The organism is Micromonospora sp. NPDC049645, from assembly GCF_040675155.1.
In the GTDB taxonomy this organism is placed as follows: domain Bacteria; phylum Actinomycetota; class Actinomycetes; order Mycobacteriales; family Micromonosporaceae; genus Micromonospora.
Genome location: NZ_JBFAOI010000001.1, coordinates 435,374 through 450,197, shown reverse-complemented (window position 1 = coordinate 450,197; position 14,824 = coordinate 435,374). Strand labels below are relative to the sequence as shown.

Annotated in this window: 17 protein-coding genes; 9 read left to right on the top strand and 8 right to left on the bottom strand. The window is 72.3% G+C overall.

Translation table 11 applies throughout. The features are described 5' to 3' along the window. The first annotated feature begins 27 nt into the window (after positions 1-27). Entirely contained in the window at positions 28-855 is an 828-nt protein-coding gene (locus tag AB0J33_RS02210) for an AraC family transcriptional regulator (RefSeq protein ID WP_363608941.1), read from the top strand. A gap of 5 nt (positions 856-860) precedes the next feature. Here AB0J33_RS02210 and AB0J33_RS02205 read toward each other — a convergent pair whose 3' ends face one another. From AB0J33_RS02205 to AB0J33_RS02180, 6 genes are read right to left on the bottom strand one after another with little or no spacing between them, the layout of a single operon-like run. Next, positions 861-2,390: a SpoIIE family protein phosphatase gene (locus AB0J33_RS02205; protein ID WP_363608939.1), complete on the bottom strand. Its 1,530-nt coding sequence runs from the start codon at positions 2,388-2,390 to the stop codon at positions 861-863. 13 nt (positions 2,391-2,403) lie between these two features. After that, a complete protein-coding gene (locus AB0J33_RS02200) occupies positions 2,404-3,765 on the bottom strand; it encodes an ATP-binding protein (RefSeq protein WP_363608937.1) in 1,362 nt (453 codons plus the stop codon). Continuing rightward, complete coding sequence (locus tag AB0J33_RS02195) at positions 3,762-4,775, bottom strand: SpoIIE family protein phosphatase (RefSeq protein WP_363610180.1); 1,014 nt, start codon at positions 4,773-4,775, stop codon at positions 3,762-3,764. Before AB0J33_RS02195 ends, AB0J33_RS02200 begins: the two co-directional genes overlap by 4 nt. After that, complete coding sequence (locus tag AB0J33_RS02190; RefSeq protein ID WP_363608935.1) at positions 4,772-5,191, bottom strand: ATP-binding protein; 420 nt, start codon at positions 5,189-5,191, stop codon at positions 4,772-4,774. The genes AB0J33_RS02195 and AB0J33_RS02190 overlap by 4 nt, the downstream gene beginning before the upstream one ends. Continuing rightward, complete coding sequence (locus tag AB0J33_RS02185) at positions 5,188-5,598, bottom strand: STAS domain-containing protein (protein WP_112586344.1); 411 nt, start codon at positions 5,596-5,598, stop codon at positions 5,188-5,190. Before AB0J33_RS02185 ends, AB0J33_RS02190 begins: the two co-directional genes overlap by 4 nt. Beyond that, entirely contained in the window at positions 5,598-6,458 is an 861-nt protein-coding gene (locus AB0J33_RS02180; protein WP_363608932.1) for an STAS domain-containing protein, read from the bottom strand. The genes AB0J33_RS02185 and AB0J33_RS02180 overlap by 1 nt, the downstream gene beginning before the upstream one ends. Before the next feature lie 162 nt (positions 6,459-6,620). On the opposite strand from AB0J33_RS02180, the gene AB0J33_RS02175 reads away from it, so the two are divergent. Next, positions 6,621-6,977 carry an STAS domain-containing protein gene (locus AB0J33_RS02175; protein WP_007454464.1) on the top strand — a complete coding sequence of 119 codons (357 nt, stop codon included), beginning with the start codon at positions 6,621-6,623 and terminating at the stop codon, positions 6,975-6,977. Positions 6,978-6,990: 13 nt separating this feature from the next. Here the strand turns inward: AB0J33_RS02175 and AB0J33_RS02170 are convergent, their stop codons facing one another. Beyond that, the gene (locus AB0J33_RS02170) at positions 6,991-8,142 is read right to left on the bottom strand and encodes an MFS transporter (protein ID WP_363610178.1); all 1,152 of its coding nucleotides are present in this window, start codon (positions 8,140-8,142) and stop codon (positions 6,991-6,993) included. Positions 8,143-8,357: 215 nt separating this feature from the next. On the opposite strand from AB0J33_RS02170, the gene AB0J33_RS02165 reads away from it, so the two are divergent. The 4 genes from AB0J33_RS02165 to AB0J33_RS02150 all read left to right on the top strand — a co-directional run bounded on the left by AB0J33_RS02165 (position 8,358) and on the right by AB0J33_RS02150 (position 10,837). Continuing rightward, on the top strand, positions 8,358-9,038 hold the full coding sequence (locus tag AB0J33_RS02165) for a FadR/GntR family transcriptional regulator (RefSeq protein ID WP_363608929.1): 681 nt from the start codon (positions 8,358-8,360) through the stop codon (positions 9,036-9,038). 39 nt (positions 9,039-9,077) lie between these two features. After that, positions 9,078-9,551 carry a large conductance mechanosensitive channel protein MscL gene (mscL, locus tag AB0J33_RS02160; RefSeq protein WP_363608927.1) on the top strand — a complete coding sequence of 158 codons (474 nt, stop codon included), beginning with the start codon at positions 9,078-9,080 and terminating at the stop codon, positions 9,549-9,551. Between the two features lie 81 nt (positions 9,552-9,632). Next, on the top strand, positions 9,633-9,884 hold the full coding sequence (locus AB0J33_RS02155) for a hypothetical protein (protein WP_363608925.1): 252 nt from the start codon (positions 9,633-9,635) through the stop codon (positions 9,882-9,884). A gap of 581 nt (positions 9,885-10,465) precedes the next feature. Beyond that, positions 10,466-10,837, top strand: coding sequence for a hypothetical protein (locus tag AB0J33_RS02150; protein WP_030486187.1), 372 nt, complete (start codon positions 10,466-10,468; stop codon positions 10,835-10,837). Positions 10,838-10,861: 24 nt separating this feature from the next. Here AB0J33_RS02150 and AB0J33_RS02145 read toward each other — a convergent pair whose 3' ends face one another. Next, the gene (locus AB0J33_RS02145) at positions 10,862-12,079 is read right to left on the bottom strand and encodes a benzoate/H(+) symporter BenE family transporter (RefSeq protein WP_363608921.1); all 1,218 of its coding nucleotides are present in this window, start codon (positions 12,077-12,079) and stop codon (positions 10,862-10,864) included. A 55-nt stretch (positions 12,080-12,134) separates the two neighbouring features. Here AB0J33_RS02145 and AB0J33_RS02140 point away from each other — a divergent pair, with 55 nt between their 5' ends. The 3 genes from AB0J33_RS02140 to AB0J33_RS02130 all read left to right on the top strand — a co-directional run bounded on the left by AB0J33_RS02140 (position 12,135) and on the right by AB0J33_RS02130 (position 14,786). Further along, positions 12,135-12,695, top strand: coding sequence for an XRE family transcriptional regulator (locus AB0J33_RS02140; protein ID WP_363608919.1), 561 nt, complete (start codon positions 12,135-12,137; stop codon positions 12,693-12,695). Positions 12,696-12,797: 102 nt separating this feature from the next. Then, entirely contained in the window at positions 12,798-13,517 is a 720-nt protein-coding gene (locus AB0J33_RS02135; protein WP_124770664.1) for a protein phosphatase 2C domain-containing protein, read from the top strand. 78 nt (positions 13,518-13,595) lie between these two features. Next, positions 13,596-14,786 (top strand): GNAT family N-acetyltransferase, encoded by a 1,191-nt coding sequence (locus AB0J33_RS02130; RefSeq protein WP_363608917.1) that lies wholly within the window; start codon positions 13,596-13,598, stop codon positions 14,784-14,786. The last annotated feature ends 38 nt before the right edge of the window (positions 14,787-14,824 follow it).

Sequence of the window (14,824 nt, the reverse complement as noted above, 5' to 3'; positions counted from 1 at the left end):
CCAGCGTATGAGGGTGGTCTTGAACAAATGCGACAGCGACCGCGTGGCGACAGCCGGGGAATTCTCGACCCCGGGCGACTGCTGCGCGAGGTGAGCTTCCGCCGCCACCTGCCGGCGGAGTCGCTGCGCCGGTGGGTCGAGCACTACTGGCTGATCGACTGGGCGTTGAGCACGCCGTTCGAGCAGCGGGTCGTGCCGCACCCGGCGGTGAACGTGGTGTTCCGGCGGGACGACGACGGGCCCGAGTTCGGCGAGGTGGCCGGGGTGGGCCGCGACCTGTTCCGGATCACGCTCAGCGGCACCGGCCAGGTGTCCGGGGTGCAGTTCCGCCCCGGCGGCTTCCACCCGTTCTGGCAGCGTCCGGTCAACGAGCTGACCGGGCGGAGGGTGCCGCTGCCCGCCGGCCGGCTGACCCGCCCGGACGTTCCGGTGTGCCCGGGCAGGTCACCGGGGCCAGCCGCGTCGGCGGCCGGCGACGACGGGCGCCGCCAGGCGTTGGACGCCCTCCTCACCGCCTGGCAGCCGGAGCCGGACCCGTTGGCCGAGGAGGCCGTCCGGCTTGCCGAGGCGATCCGTACCGACCGGAGCGTGCTGCGCGTCGACGACTTCGCCGCGCGGCACGACGTTCCGGTCCGCCGGTTGCAGCGGCTCTTCCTGGAGTACGTCGGGGTCGGGCCGAAGTGGGTGATCCGCCGCTACCGGCTCCAGGAGGCGGTGGAACAGGCCGCTGGTGGCCCGTTGCGCTGGGCCGATCTCGCCGCCGACCTCGGTTACAGCGACCAGGCCCACCTGGTCCGCGACTTCACCGCCGTGGCCGGGGTGTCACCCGCCGCGTACGCCCGCTCGGTGCGCTGACCCGCTCAGCGGCGGCGCAGGACGACCACGGCGACGTCGTCCTGGATCTCCGGTGGCGCCAGCTCGACCAGCAGCCGCTCACAGAACCGCTCCAGGTCCTCGTCGACCGTGCCGGTCAGCGCGGCGAGCGCGGCCAGCCCCTCGTCGATGGTGGCGTCCCGGCGCTCGATCAACCCGTCGGTGTAGAACACCAGCGTGGCCCCGGCCGGCAGCACGAACTCCAAATCGGCCGGGCGAGGAGCACGGACGCCGAGCAGCGGCGCGGAGTGCTGCACGAACTCGACCTTGCCGTCCATGCTGAGCAGCGGCGGAAGATGCCCGGCGCTGGCCAGTCGGACCCGGCCGGTCGGCGGGTGCAGCAGCAGCACGCAGAGCGTCGCCAGCTCGTCCGGCAACAACGTCCGCATCAGCTCGTTAACCCGGTGCAGGATCTCGCCGGGCTGGTGGCCCTCGACCGCGTACGCCCGCACCGCGTGCCGCAGCTCGGCCATCACGGTCGCCGCGTGCAGCGAGTGGCCGGCGACATCCCCGATCGCCAGCAGTAGGTGCCCGTCGAGCATCACCAGCTCGTAGAAGTCGCCACCCACCTCGGTCTGCGCGCTGGCCGGCTCGTAGCGCACGGCGAGGTCCAGGCCGGCCACCGTGGGCAGCCCGCGCGGGAGCAGGCTGCGTTGCAGGGTGACCGCGATGCGGTGCTCCTCGTCGAACGAACGTTGCGCCTCCACGGCAGCCGCCACCGCCTGCGCGAGCTGCACCAGCACCGGCGTACGCGCGGTCTGGGTGGCGGTGGGAACCACCACGTAGAGCGGGGCGCGGTCCTCGCGCAGCCGGGCGGCGGCGACCGTCACCGTGTCGTCCGCCGGCCAGTCGACCAGTGCCCAACTCGCCGGGGTCTCCACCCGGACCGTGGCACCGGTCGGCACGCCGGTGTCGTCGACGACCCATGGCACCACGGCGGCCGTCGCACCGGGGCCGGCGCAGACGCCGGCGATGCAGTCACCGTCGAAGGTCTCGGCGATCACCGCCGCCGGGCTCTTGAAGATGAGGGCGGCCCCCTCGGCGGCGGTCTCCAACAGGCGCGCGAAGGTCGGCGCGGCGTGCACGGCCACGGTCGTGTCGGCCAACCCGAGCAACCGCTCGGCGAGCAGTTCGGCGCGCTGCCGGGCCTGGTAGTAGCGCAGCACCGCCCGGGTGGTGGCGATCAACTCCTCCGGTTCGATGGGCTCGGTGAGGTACGCGTCCGCGCCCCGGGTCAGCCCCTGAGCGCGGTCGGCGACGTCCACGGCGTGCGCCGACACGTGGATCACCGGCATCGTCGGATGCCGTGCCTTGATCTGTTCGCAGACCTCGTAGCCGCTCAGGTCGGGCAGCCGGACGTCGAGCACCACCAGGTCGATCCGGTCCACCTCGACCCGGGCCAGCGCCTCGGCGCCGTTCTCGGCCTCCAGCACCGTGAAGCCGGCCCGGGTCAGCCAACTGACCAGCAGGTAGCGCTTGGTACGACTGTCGTCGACCACCAGGATGGTTGTCGGCATGCCGTCCACGTCGTCACGCCCTACCGGTGGGCAGGGAGACGGTGAATGTGCTGCCCCGGCCGGGTGCGCTGGTCAGCTCCAGCGTGCCGCCGAGCAGCGTCACCAACCGCCGGGCGTACGGCAGACCGAGGCCGGTGCCGCCGACCCGGGTGGCGCCGGGCACCTGGTAGAACTCCTCGAAGATCCGGTCGTGCAGCTCGGGAGCGATGCCCGGCCCGGTGTCGCTGACCTCGAACTGCCAGCGGTCGTCGTGCCGGCGGGCCCGCAGTCGTACCTCGCCGCGCTCGGTGAACTTCAACCCGTTGTGCAGCAGGTTGCGCAGCACCTGGCCGAGCAGCACCTCGTCGGTGCGCAGCAGGGCCGGCGTGCCCGGCTCCTCCACGACCAGCTCCACCTCCGGGCGGGTGGCCAGCGCCCGCAGGGTGCCGCGCAGTTGACCGAAGACCGGGCGCAGATCGACGTCGGTCAGGTCCGGCTCGATTCGGCCGGATTCTGCCTTGGCCAGGTCGAGGAGTTCGTTGACCAGGCCGAGCAGGTCGGCGGCGGACGCGCGGATCAGCTCGATCTGGCGGCCCTGCTCGTCGGTGAGCGGGTCGGAGGCGGGGTCGGTGAGCAGCCGCCCCAGACCGATGATCGCGGTGACCGGGGCGCGCAGCTCGTGGCTCACGTTGGCCAGGAACCGGCTCTTCGACTCACTCGCCGCCCGGAGCTGGGCCGACTTCTCGTCCAGCTCGGCGTAGAGAGCGACGACACCCCGGTTGGTCTCCTCCAACTCCTCGGTGAGCTGGTTGTAGAGCGCCAGCACCCCACGGTTGGTCTCGGCCAGCTCCTCGTTCAGCACGGCCAGCTCGTCGCGCTGACTGCGTACCTCGTCGAGGGCGGCGACGAGCTGCCCGTTCTGCACGGTCAGCTCATCCAGCGCGCTGGCCGGCGCGGTACGGCCGAGTTCGGTACGGAACTCGGCCAGCCGATCCGGGGTTGGCGTCGGCGCGTTGGCCGGAACTCGTCGGGACATCCTCACGACCGTAACCCCCTCGACGGTCGACACGCTCAGTGTGTCGACCAGTCGGGACACCGCGCCGGACTGCGGCTCGTAGCGTCCGCCCGGAAGCGGGGACACCGGGGCCAGGTCGGCGCGCAGACGGAACCGGCCGTCGACACCCGGGTCGACGTAGAACGAGACGTCCGCGCCGCCGACCGTCCGCAGCAGGTCCCGGGCCACCTCGCTGAGCGCGGTGGCGATCCGTACCTGGTCCTGGTGTTCGAGGCCGACCACCGCGGCCACCTCGCGCCCCCGCTGACGGATCACGAAGATGTCCTGCTCGACCCGCAGCGCCATCTGCAGCAGCGGCAGCGCGGCCGGCTCGCCGGTCATGCCCACGCCCTCGCGACCAGTACGCAGGCGTCATCACGTCGTACACCGGCGTCGCGCAGCAGGGTCGCCGCCATGATCAGTGGGGATCGCTCGGCCAGGCCCGGGTAGTCGGCCGACCGCCACCGGTCGACCACTCCGTCGCTGTGCATCACCAGTCGGGCGCCCGGACCGAACGGGTAGTCGTACTCCCGGATCGCCGGTCGTTGGTGCCCGGCGATGCCGGGCAGCGACACCAGCCCTCGGCGGTGGCCGTCGCCCTCGACGATGACGCCGGAGATGTTGCCCAGGCCGGCGTAGTGCAGCACACCGGCCGTCGGCACCAGCTCGGCGACCGCGAGCGCGGCACCACGGGTGTGTGACATGCTCCGGTGCAGGTGACCGACCACCGTCGCCGGTGGGCCGGCCGGGGCGTCGCGGAACGCGGCCAGCGCCGCCTCGGTGGCGGCCCCGGCCAACGGGCCGTGCCCCAACCCGTCGCTGACCAGCACCTGGTGCCGCCCGTCGGCGACCCGGACCGCGTAGCCGTCGCCGCTGACCGTCTCGCCGGTGAGCGGTCGGGCGAGGGCGCCGGCCCAGGACGGCCGCGCCGTCTCCGCCGGCCAGACCTGCACGGCGAGGACGGTGCCCCGCCCGGGCAGCGAGTATCCGTCGAACCAGCTGGCCTGGCGGACGATGGCGCCCAGACCGATGCCGAGCGTGCCGGTGGTGGAGTGCCCGTCCTGGGAGGAGACGGTCAGGTCGACCATGCCGGGCCCGGAGTCGATGGCCACCAGCTCCACACCGGCCTGCCCGGCGCGGCGTACCGGCCGGAGCAGCAGGACACCCTCGTCGGCGTGCTTGACCAGGTTGCTGGTCAGCTCGGCCGCGACGATGGCCAGGTCGGCGATGCGCGCCGCCCCCATCTCCAGCTGCGCGCCGAGGCGCTCGGCGGCACGCCGGACGGCGCTCGCCGCGCTGCTGGCCTCGACCCGAAACCAGATGCCACTGTCGGTGACCGCGTCGGCGTTCACCGTGACCACTTGGTGACCGTGATCCGCGTACCGCTCTCCGCCGACGTCTCGATCTGGAACTCGTCGACCAGGCGTCGGGCGCCGCTGAGCCCGAGGCCGAGCCCACCACCGGTGGTGTACCCGTCGGTGAGGGCCAGGTCCAGGTCCGGGATGCCCGGCCCGGAGTCGGCGAAGATGATCTGCACACCCTTGCGTCGACCGTTGTCCACGGTCGTCACCTCGACCGCCCCGCCGCCGCCGTACACCAGGGTGTTACGGGCCAGCTCGCTCGCCGCGGTGACCACCTTGGTCTGGTCGACGAGGGACAGCTTGACAGCCACCGCCACGGCGCGGACCAACTGCCGGACGCGCACCACGTCCTCATCGCTGCGGACCGACTGCGCCTGTGGCTGGCCCAGGTCGATGCCCGTGGTCACGGCGTGGCCGTCTCGGCGTCCGGATCGTCGTCGAGCTGGTAGTCGAGCTCGTCGGCGTGGGCGGCCGCGATCAGTTCCATGCCGCGCTCGACGTTGAGCGCGGTACGGATGCCGTTGAGCGACAGCCCCAGTTCGACAAGGGTGATGGCGACGGCCGGACGCATTCCGACCACGACCGTCTCCGCGTCGAGCACCTTGGAGATCGACGCGATGGTGGAGAGCATCCGCCCGACGAAGGAGTCGACGATGTCCAGTGCGGTGATGTCGATGATGACGCCGTGGCAGCCGGTGGCGACGATCCGTTCGGCCAGGTCCTCCTGAAGCTGGACCGCCGTCTGGTCGGACATGTCCAACTGGATGGACACGAGCAGGATGTCCCCGATCTTGAGGATCGGCACCCTCTCCATCAGGCGTCCCTGCGCGGCTGACGGCGGGCGGTCTCCACCCCGTTGAGTCGCAGCACGTGGCGCAACGCGTCGGCGAGGCTCGCCTTGGTGGCGATGTCGCCGAACTCGATGCCCAACGCCACGATGGTCTGCGCGATCTGCGGGCGGATGCCGGAGATGATGCAGTCCGCGCCCATCAGCCGGGCGGCCACCACGGTCTTCAGGATGTGCTGGGCGACCTGGGTGTCCACGGCCGGGACGCCGGTGATGTCGATGATGGCGTACGGCGAGCCGGTGTCGACCAGCGTCTGCAACAGCCGCTCCATGACGACCTGGGCCCGGGCCGAGTCGAGGGTGCCGACCAGCGGGACGGCGACCACACCCTCCCAGAGCTTGACCACCGGCGTGGACAGCTCGAGCAGCTGCTCGGCCTGGTCGGCGATCAGGCTCTCCCGGGTGCGCACGAAGCTCTCGAAGGTGAACAGGCCCATCTCGTCGACCAACTTCGAGAAGGCGACGAAGTCGTGCAGCGCGTTCGCGCCGCCGGACTCCTGCACCAGCTCGGCCAGCACGTCCTTCAGTGCGAAGATGCTGATCGTAGTCTCGGTGGCGGAGAAGCCCTGTCGGGCCCGCCCACGGGACAACTCGGACAGCGCGGCACGCAGTTCGGCCGCGCTGTCGGCGGACAGGTCGATGTCGCCCTGATCGCCGCTCGCGACGATGGCGCGGTGCAGGTCCTGGACCTGTCGGCGCAGCTCCGCCTGGCTCAGTCGGCCCCGCAACGAACTGGTGACGATCTCGGTCCACCGAGACGTGACGCGTTCGTCCTGCCCGCTGAGCAGCGCGGCGAGCCGACCACTCTCTTCGGTGCTCAACGCCATTTCGAACCCCCTTGACCTGGACCGGGCGGACTCTATCACCGGGGCCTGATCAACTACTTGCCCCACAGCAACGGAATGACGACGGCCACCGGATCAGGACTCCCGTTCTGCGTTCGACCCCGGTCGTGGGATACCGTTCCCCCGATAACAGGAGGTCTGGCGATGTCGTTGACGGTGCACACGGAACAACGCGGCGATGTGGTCGTCGTGTCGGTCGCGGGCGAGCTGGACATGGCGACCGCACCGCAGCTACAGGACCAGATCACCGACCTGCTCGACAAGGGCCGTAACCGGCTGGTGTTCGACCTGGCGGACGTCTCGTTCTGCGACTCGACCGGTCTGTCGGTCTTCGTCCGCGCCAAGAACAGCTGCGACGAGGCCGGCGGCGTGGTCCGGCTGGCCGCCCCGCAGCGCGGTGTGCTGCGCATCCTCGAGGTGAGCGGGCTGGTCGAGGTGCTGCACACCTACCCGACCGTGGATGAGGCAGTCGCCGGCGAGCCGACGCCGGCCTCCTCCTGATCACTCGCGTTCGTCACTCGTCCTCGACGTAACGGGGACGAGCGATCGCCATGCCCGCCGTCGTCTGCACGGCGAGGGCGGCCAGCAGGAACCCGACCGGCGCGGTCCAACCACCGGTGGCCTCGTAGAGGATGCCGACCATCAGCGGGCCGAGCGCCGCGATCACGTACCCGGTGCTCTGCGCGAACGCGGAGAGCGCGACAGTCCCCTCGGCGGTGCGGGCGCGCAGGCCGATGGCGGTCAGGATCATCGGGAAGGCGCCCTGACCGATCGCCAACAGGGTGACCCAGAGCAGCGCGGCGCCGTGCGGGGCGATCGCCAACCCCAGGTAGGCCAGCGCCGACGCGGTGGTCAGCCCGAGCACCAGCGGACGCAGGCTGCCCAGTCGACCGGCCAGGGTGGGCATCAGCAGCGCGATCGGCACACCCAGCGCGGTCACCCCGGCGAGCAGCAGCCCGGCCGACTCCGGCTGGTAGCCGGCGTCGCGGAACAGCTGGGCCAGCCAACCCATGATCGCGTACCCACTGAGCGACTGCGCCCCGAAGTAGACGGCCATCGCCCAGCCGAGCCGGGTCCGCGCCGGCCGTACCCGCGTCGGCGCGGCGACGACCGCCGTCGGGGTCGCCCGCCGCGCGGCGGCGCGGGTCCGCAGCGCCAGCGGCACCCACGGGAGTACGGCCACCGCGGCCATCACGGCCCAGACGCCGAGCCCGGCCCGCCAGGACCCGAAGGCGTGCGCGATCGGCACCGCGGAGGCGGCGGCCACCGTCGTGCCCACCGTCAACGCCATCGTGTACGCCCCGGTGACCAGGCCGGTGCGGTGCGGGAAGTGCTGCTTGACGAGCATCGGCAGCAGGATGTTGGCGACCGCGATGCCGGACAGCGCCAGCGCGCTGGTGAGCACGAAGATCAGGGCCGAGTCGGTGGCGACCCGGAGCACCTGGCCGACGGCGAGGGCGAGCATGGCGACCACCAGCACCCGGGCCGGCGCCACCCGACGGACCAGCCACGGGGTGAGCGCGCCGAGGCCGGCGAACGCGATGGTCGGCAGGGTGGTGACCAGACCGGCGGTGACACCGGAGAGGCCCAGCCCGTCGCGGACCTCGTCGAGCAGTGCGCCGAGGCTGGTCACCACGGCACGCAGGTTGAGCGCGACCAGCAGCATCCCGACCAGCACCAGCGCGCCGCCGGTCGCCGGGTGCGTCCGGCGGCCGGTACCGGGGTCCCGCGTCGGGCGAGGGTCGACGGCGACGGGAGCGGGCGGCGCCGGAGCGGCGGTTGGTGGCGGGGTCATGACCGCTAACCTACAATCATGGGATGAATTTGGGACCGGTGTTGTAACCAGTGCCACCGTCAGTCGATTCCGCTGCCGCACCGCCGGTGCCGCCTCGCGGCCAGCCACCCGTGCCGCCCCGGGGCCACCGGGTCCGGCAGACCACCGAGCAGCTCCGCGCCCGGATCCTCGGCGGCGAATGGCCCGTCGGAGGGCGCATCCCCACCGAGCCGCAGCTGGTCGCCGCGCTGGGCGTCGGGCGCAACACGGTCCGTGAGGCGGTCCGTGCCCTGGTCCACGCCGGGGTGCTGGAGTGCCGGCAGGGCTCCGGCACCTACGTGGTGTCCACCGACGAACTGGCGCCGGTTGTCGCCCGGCGACTCGGCGACGACCGGATGACCGAGGTCATCGAGGTGCGCCGCGCGTTCGAGGTGGAGGCCGCCCGGCTCGCCGCGCTGAGGCGTACACCGGAGGACCTGGCGGCGCTCGACGGCGCGCTCACCCAGCGCGAGACCGCCTGGCACGGCGGCCGGGTCGACGCGTTCGTCGAAGCCGACGCCGCACTGCACACGGCGGTGGTCGCCGCCGCGCACAATGCCATGCTCGCCGAGCTGTACGCCTCGGTCGGCACCGCCCTGCGCAGCACCGTCGCCCAGGCCATGGGTGGGGCGCTCACCCCGGAGCGCTACGTCGACCACACCCGCCTGGTCGAGGCGATCCGGGCCGGCGATCCCGGCCGGGCGGCGCTCGAGGCCGGCGCTTTTCTGGAACCCGCCGACCGGGCATAGGTTGTGCCGGACAGAAAAGCGGACACCTCGGGAGTACGAATGCTCAAGGGCTTCAAAGACTTCATCATGCGCGGCAACGTCGTCGACCTGGCGGTCGGTGTCGTCATCGGCGCCGCGTTCACCGGCGTGGTCACCCAGCTCACCAAGTCGTTCCTCGAACCGCTGGTCCGCGTGATCATCGTGCTGATCACCGGGAACAAGAATGGCCTCACCGGCTCGGTTCCCACGTTCCGGGAGATCCCGTTCGACTGGGTGGCGTTCGTCAACGCGGTGATCACCTTCCTGCTGACCGCGCTGGCGCTGTACTTCCTGGTCGTCTACCCGATGAACCGGCTGGCCGAGCGGCGCAAGCGGGGCGAGGAGCCGCCGCCCGCGGCACCGAGCGAGGAGGTCAAGCTGCTCACCGAGATCCGGGACGCCCTGGTCTCCGCCGGCCACACCACCCCGGGTCAGCAGCGCGGGGCGCTGGACGACGTGCTGGGCCGCCGCACCGAGCCGCCGACGCAGCGCTGATCCGAACGGATGCACATCGGCCCCTGTGGGATTCCCGCAGGGGCCGCACTTTCTCGTACGTGTGTTCGATAGAGTCCCGCCATGGAGCAGCGAAAGCACTGGTGGAACGGGAAGTGGGGGCGACTGGCCCGACGGGACGTCTTCCTGCGGGTGGACGCCGACCGGTGGCACGTCGAGCAGCGTGCCGGCGGCGCCGAGGGCATCTCCCGTTTCTACGAGTACGGCAGTGTGGACGAGGCCGAGGAGACCATCCGGGCTCTCCTCGACGGCCCGGACAGCTGGCGGGAGTTGTCCCCCCGCCCGCCCGGCAGCTGGACCCTCCCAAACGGTTGAGCGGGCGCGCAGCTCCGGGCCGCCCGCCGTGTGCACGTGGTGTGTCGCGCCCTGCGCCGTGCCTTGCGCCGCGCCGCGCGCCGTTGCCGCGCCTTGCGCCATGCCGCGCCTTGCGCCATGCCGCGCTGTCGCCGCGCCTTGCGCCGGGCCGCGCGCCGTTGCCGCGTGCCATGCGCCGCGAGCCGCGTGCCGATTGCCGATTGCCGATTGCCGTGCGCCGCTGGCGTCGCGGTTCGTCGCAGCAGCCGTTGCCCAGGGCCACGGAGGCGGTACTGCTCTCGACGACTATGACCCTGAGGCATATTTATGCCTCAGGGTCATAACGCTCTCCGGCCCACTCGCCCTCCCGGCCCCATTACCCCCTGACCTTGACCCCATCGCCCCCTGACCTGCCGCCTCCCGGCCCCGCCGCCCCGGCTCACCGCCCTCGCGGCCTGTCTCCTGCCGGCCCACTGGCCCAGCCCACCACCCCAGGTCATCGCCTCCGGACCCGTCGCCCTCGGGCCGCTGCTGCGGTTGCTGCGCATCGGGCGGTCTGGCGGCGGCGTTTAGCGGCGCGCCGCCCCGGGAACCGCAGCGAGATGGACCAGCAGGACGAGCAGCAGGCGACCATCTCGCGGATCACCACCGGGATGCCGGTGATCGACTCAGCCGGTACCGAGGTCGGGACCGTGGACCTCGTCCAGCGGGGCGACCCGAACGCGGTGACCGTCCAGACACCGACCGCCGACCCGGGCAGCAGCCTGGACGAGCTGATCGAGGCGACCGCGGTGGAGGAGCCGGACGTGCCGGCCGATCTGGCGGCGCGCCTGCTGCACAGCGGCTACCTGAAGGTCTCGACCGAGCTGACCCGCACCGGCGCGGTCTACGTACCGGCCGACCGGATCGGCTCGGTGGCCGACGGTCGGGTCCTGCTGGCCGTGGGCGTGGCCGACCTGCCGCCCGAGGAGTGACCCAGACGCCGACCCCACCGTCGATCAGGGCCGGGAGTGCGCCCCGACCGGCGTGGGACTTTCCGCCGCGTCGGGCGGGGGCGGGGCGGCTGGACGGCGATGGAAGAGCAGCAGCATCAGGCAGCCCGCGACCAGGCCCCAGAACGCGCCGCCCACACCGATCAGCGTCACCCCGGACGCGGTCACCACGAAGGTGACCACGGCGGCCTCCCGGGTCGCCGGGTCGGTCACCGCCGAGGCGAGCGCGGTGGCGAGTGCGCCCAGTAGCGCCAGCCCGGCGACCGCCTCGATGAGGATCGGCGGGGCGACGGCGACCAGCGTGGTGGCCACACCGGCGCCCAGTCCGAGCAGGGCCAGCCCCGCGCCGGCGGTGACCGAGGCGATCCACCGGCGCTCCGGGTCCGGGTGCGCGTCGGGGCCGGCGGCCAGCGCGGCGGTGATCGCCGCCAGGTTCACCGCGTGCCCGCCGGCCGGGGCTGCGAGGAGGCTGGCCAGGCCGGTGGTCCGCAGTGCGGCGCCGAACGGCGGCCGGTAGCCGTAGCCGACCAGCACCGCCATGCCGGGTACGTTCTGCGCGGCCATGGTGACCAGGAACAGCGGCAGGGCCACCCCGACCAGGGCGGACGCGTTCCAGGCCGGCGCGGTCAGCGTGACCGACGGGATCAGCGCGGCGCCGGTCAGGCCGGCCGGCGGTGCGGTAAGTGCGATCGCCGCCACCGCCACCACCAGCGCACCGGGTACCGCCCAGCGGCGGGCGAACCGGTGCAGCAGCAGCCAGCCGACCACCACCGGGCCGGCCACCACCGGCAGCGCGACCAGCGCGCGGACCGGGGCGGTGCACAGCGGCAGCAGCACTCCGGCGAGCATCGCGCCGGCCACCGGCTTGGGGATGGCGGCCACCGCCCGGCCGAGCGGCGGAAACAGCCCGGCCGCGACGATCAACACGCCGGAGACGAGGAAGGCGCCCACCGCCACCGGCCATCCGCCCGGCGGCGGCCCGGTCGCCACCAGCAGCGCCGCGCCCGGTGTGGACCAGGCCGCGCTCATCGGTATCCGGTACTGCAAGCCCAGCCAGGCGGCGACGAGCCCGCTCGCCACGCAGAGAGCGAGCAGGCCGGAGGCGGCCTGTGCGTCCGACGCGCCCGCCGCCCGGAGCCCGGCCAGCACGACGGTGAACGAGCTGGCGAAGCCGACCAGCGCGGTCACCACCCCCGCCAGCACCGGTTGCACGCGTCCGGCCACGCCATCCTCCCGACTGTTCCGTTTACGGAACGGAAGCGTGTAGCACGATAGCCGGGTGCCGCACCCACCACCAGCCCCGCGCCCGGGCCTCGACGTGGATCCCGCCGTCGTCGGGCGCCGGGTCCGTGCCCTACGCGAGGAGCGGGGAATCTCGCTGTCCACACTGGCCCGGCTCGCCGGCGTCGGAAAGGCCACCCTCTCCGGCCTGGAGCACGGCACCCGCAACCCGACCCTGGAGACGCTCTGGGCGGTCACCGCGCAGCTCGGCGTACCGTTCACCGCCCTGCTGGCCGAACCAACGGCCGAACCCACCGTGCACGGCACCGCGGTCACCGCCACCCTGCTGGAGGTGTTCACCGACACCGACGCGACCTACGAGCTGTACCGGATGCGGGTCGCACCCGGCGTCACCCAGCTCTCCCCCGCCCACGCGCCGGGAGTCACCGAACACATCACCGTCTTCGCCGGGGTGCTGCGCGCCGGGCCGGCCGACGCACCGCTGACCGCCCCGGCCGGCGGTCACCTCCGCTGGGTGTCGGACGTGCCACACAGCTACGCGGCGGTGGGTGACGACGAGGTTTCCGCCAGCCTGCTCCTGCGTTACCCGCGCCGTTGAGGCCGGCCGATCGGGCGTGGATCGTCGGAAATCGCAATCATTTCTCGACCTACGTAGGAGGCGTAGAGACGAATGCGGGTTGTTCTTGGCAAGCTTGACCCCATGACGCTGATCCTCCGCTCGGTCATCCTCAACGACATCGGCTTGGTTCGCACCAACAACGAGGACTCCGCCCTCGCCGGTGACCGCCTGATCGCCGTCGCCGACGGCATGGGTGGGCTGCCCGCGGGCGAGGTGGCGAGCGAGATCGTGATCCGGATCCTGGACGAGTTGGCTCCGCCCACCGACCCCGACGGTGCCGCCGACGCGCTGCGTGCCGTGGTCAGCACCGCCAACCAGCGCATCCACGCCGCGATCACCGTCGACCCGAGCCGGGACGGCATGGGTACGACGCTCACCGCGGCGCTGTTGGCCGGGGAGACGCTGGTGCTGGCCCAGGTGGGCGACTCCCGCTGCTACCTACTGCGCGACGGGGAGCTGACCCAGCTCACCCGGGACGACACGTTCGTGCAGGCGCTTGTCGACCAGGGCACCCTCTCTCCCGAGCAGGCCCGCCACCACCCGCAGCGGTCCCTGGTGACCCGGGCCGTGCAGGGCGCCGACACCCCACCCGCGGTCGGTGTGCTCACCGTGGTCCCCGGCGACCGGCTGCTGCTGTGCAGCGACGGGCTGTCCGACTACGTCGAGGACGAGGCCATCGCGGCGGCGCTGGGCATGTATGCCGACCGCCAGCAGTGCGGTGAGCAGTTGGTGAAGCTGGCCCACCACGCCGGCGCACCGGACAACGTCACCGTCGTGGTCTCCGACGTCGTCGCCCGCTGACCCGTACGGCCCGCTCCGTGATCCACGGATCGGGCCAATTGGGTTGCTGCCACCCCCACGGCGGGTTGAGATGGGCGAATGACCATCCGCCGGGTGACCGACGACGACCGTCTCACCACCAGCTTCCCGCTGGCCGCGTACGCCTTCGAATCCTCACCGCTCAGCGCTGCCCGCACCGCGGAGTTCCGCGACTACCTGCCGTACAACCAGGGCAACCGGACGCTGATCGCCGAGGAGGACGGCACCACGCTGGCCGCCGTGTCGGCCATTCCGATGCGGCAGAACCTGCGCGGGGTGGTACTGCCGATGGCCGGCGTGGCCGGGGTGGCGACCCATCCGCTGGCCCGCCGGCAGGGGCATGTCCGGACGTTGCTGCACCAACTCCTCGACGAGATGCGCGACGAGGGGCACCCGGTCAGCGCGCTCTACCCGTTCCGGCCCAGCTTCTACGCCCGGTTCGGCTACGTCGGGCTGCCCAAGCCGCGCCGGGTCACCTTCACTCCGGCCAATCTGGGCTCGTTGCTGCGGGTGGACCTGCCGGGCGAGGTGAGCTGGGAACGCGTCGCCGCCGGCTATCCGGCGTGGCGGGCGTTCACCGAGCGCAACCTCCAGGAACGACACGGTTTTGCGATCTTCCCGGACTACCGGGCTGTCGGGATGCGCGACCGGGACGAGTACTGGCTGCTCACCGCCCGGGTGGCCGGGGAGGTCACCGGCGCGGTGACGTACCGGATCGACGAGTACGGCGGCACGCTGCACGGCAACGAACTGCTGGTCACCGACCCGCTCGCCCGGATGTTGCTGTTGCAGTTCTTCGCCCGGCACGTCGACCAGATCCAGCGGGTCACCGTTCAGGTCCCGCCGGACGAGTTGCCCGAGCTGTGGCTGACCGATCTGGACGTACACGTCGAGATGCGCACGGCCGTGCCGGGTGCGTCCGCGCCGATGGCCCGACTGCTGTCGCTTGACGCGTTGCGCGGGCTGCCCGCCGGTCCGGGCCGGGTACGGGTCGAGCTGACCGGGGACCGCTGGTTGGCCGGCACCCACCTGCTCGACGGCACGACCGGCGCACTGGAGTTGGTCGACGACACCACCGGCCGTACGCCGACGGCCACGCTCACCGCCGCCGGGCTCTCCGCTCTCGCGTACGGGGTGCTGGACCCGGCCGAGCTGCCACTGCGCGGCCTGGGTGAGGTGCCGGTGGACGCCGCCACGGAGTTGCGCGACATTTTCCCCCGTCGGGTGCCGTACCTCTTCGCCGACTTCTGAGCCTTCCTCACCAACGGGTTTGCCGGCCCGCCGGCCGT

Coding starts and splice junctions, on each gene's coding strand:
- AB0J33_RS02210 (WP_363608941.1), top strand. CDS start 28: ATGCGACAGCGACCGCGTGGCGACAGCCGGGGAATTCTCGACCCCGGG.
- AB0J33_RS02205 (WP_363608939.1), bottom strand. CDS start 2,390: ATGCCGACAACCATCCTGGTGGTCGACGACAGTCGTACCAAGCGCTAC.
- AB0J33_RS02200 (WP_363608937.1), bottom strand. CDS start 3,765: ATGACCGGCGAGCCGGCCGCGCTGCCGCTGCTGCAGATGGCGCTGCGG.
- AB0J33_RS02185 (WP_112586344.1), bottom strand. CDS start 5,598: ATGGAGAGGGTGCCGATCCTCAAGATCGGGGACATCCTGCTCGTGTCC.
- AB0J33_RS02180 (WP_363608932.1), bottom strand. CDS start 6,458: ATGGCGTTGAGCACCGAAGAGAGTGGTCGGCTCGCCGCGCTGCTCAGC.
- AB0J33_RS02175 (WP_007454464.1), top strand. CDS start 6,621: ATGTCGTTGACGGTGCACACGGAACAACGCGGCGATGTGGTCGTCGTG.
- AB0J33_RS02170 (WP_363610178.1), bottom strand. CDS start 8,142: ATGCTGCTGGTCGCGCTCAACCTGCGTGCCGTGGTGACCAGCCTCGGC.
- mscL (WP_363608927.1), top strand. CDS start 9,078: ATGCTCAAGGGCTTCAAAGACTTCATCATGCGCGGCAACGTCGTCGAC.
- AB0J33_RS02155 (WP_363608925.1), top strand. CDS start 9,633: ATGGAGCAGCGAAAGCACTGGTGGAACGGGAAGTGGGGGCGACTGGCC.
- AB0J33_RS02150 (WP_030486187.1), top strand. CDS start 10,466: ATGGACCAGCAGGACGAGCAGCAGGCGACCATCTCGCGGATCACCACC.
- AB0J33_RS02135 (WP_124770664.1), top strand. CDS start 12,798: ATGACGCTGATCCTCCGCTCGGTCATCCTCAACGACATCGGCTTGGTT.
- AB0J33_RS02130 (WP_363608917.1), top strand. CDS start 13,596: ATGACCATCCGCCGGGTGACCGACGACGACCGTCTCACCACCAGCTTC.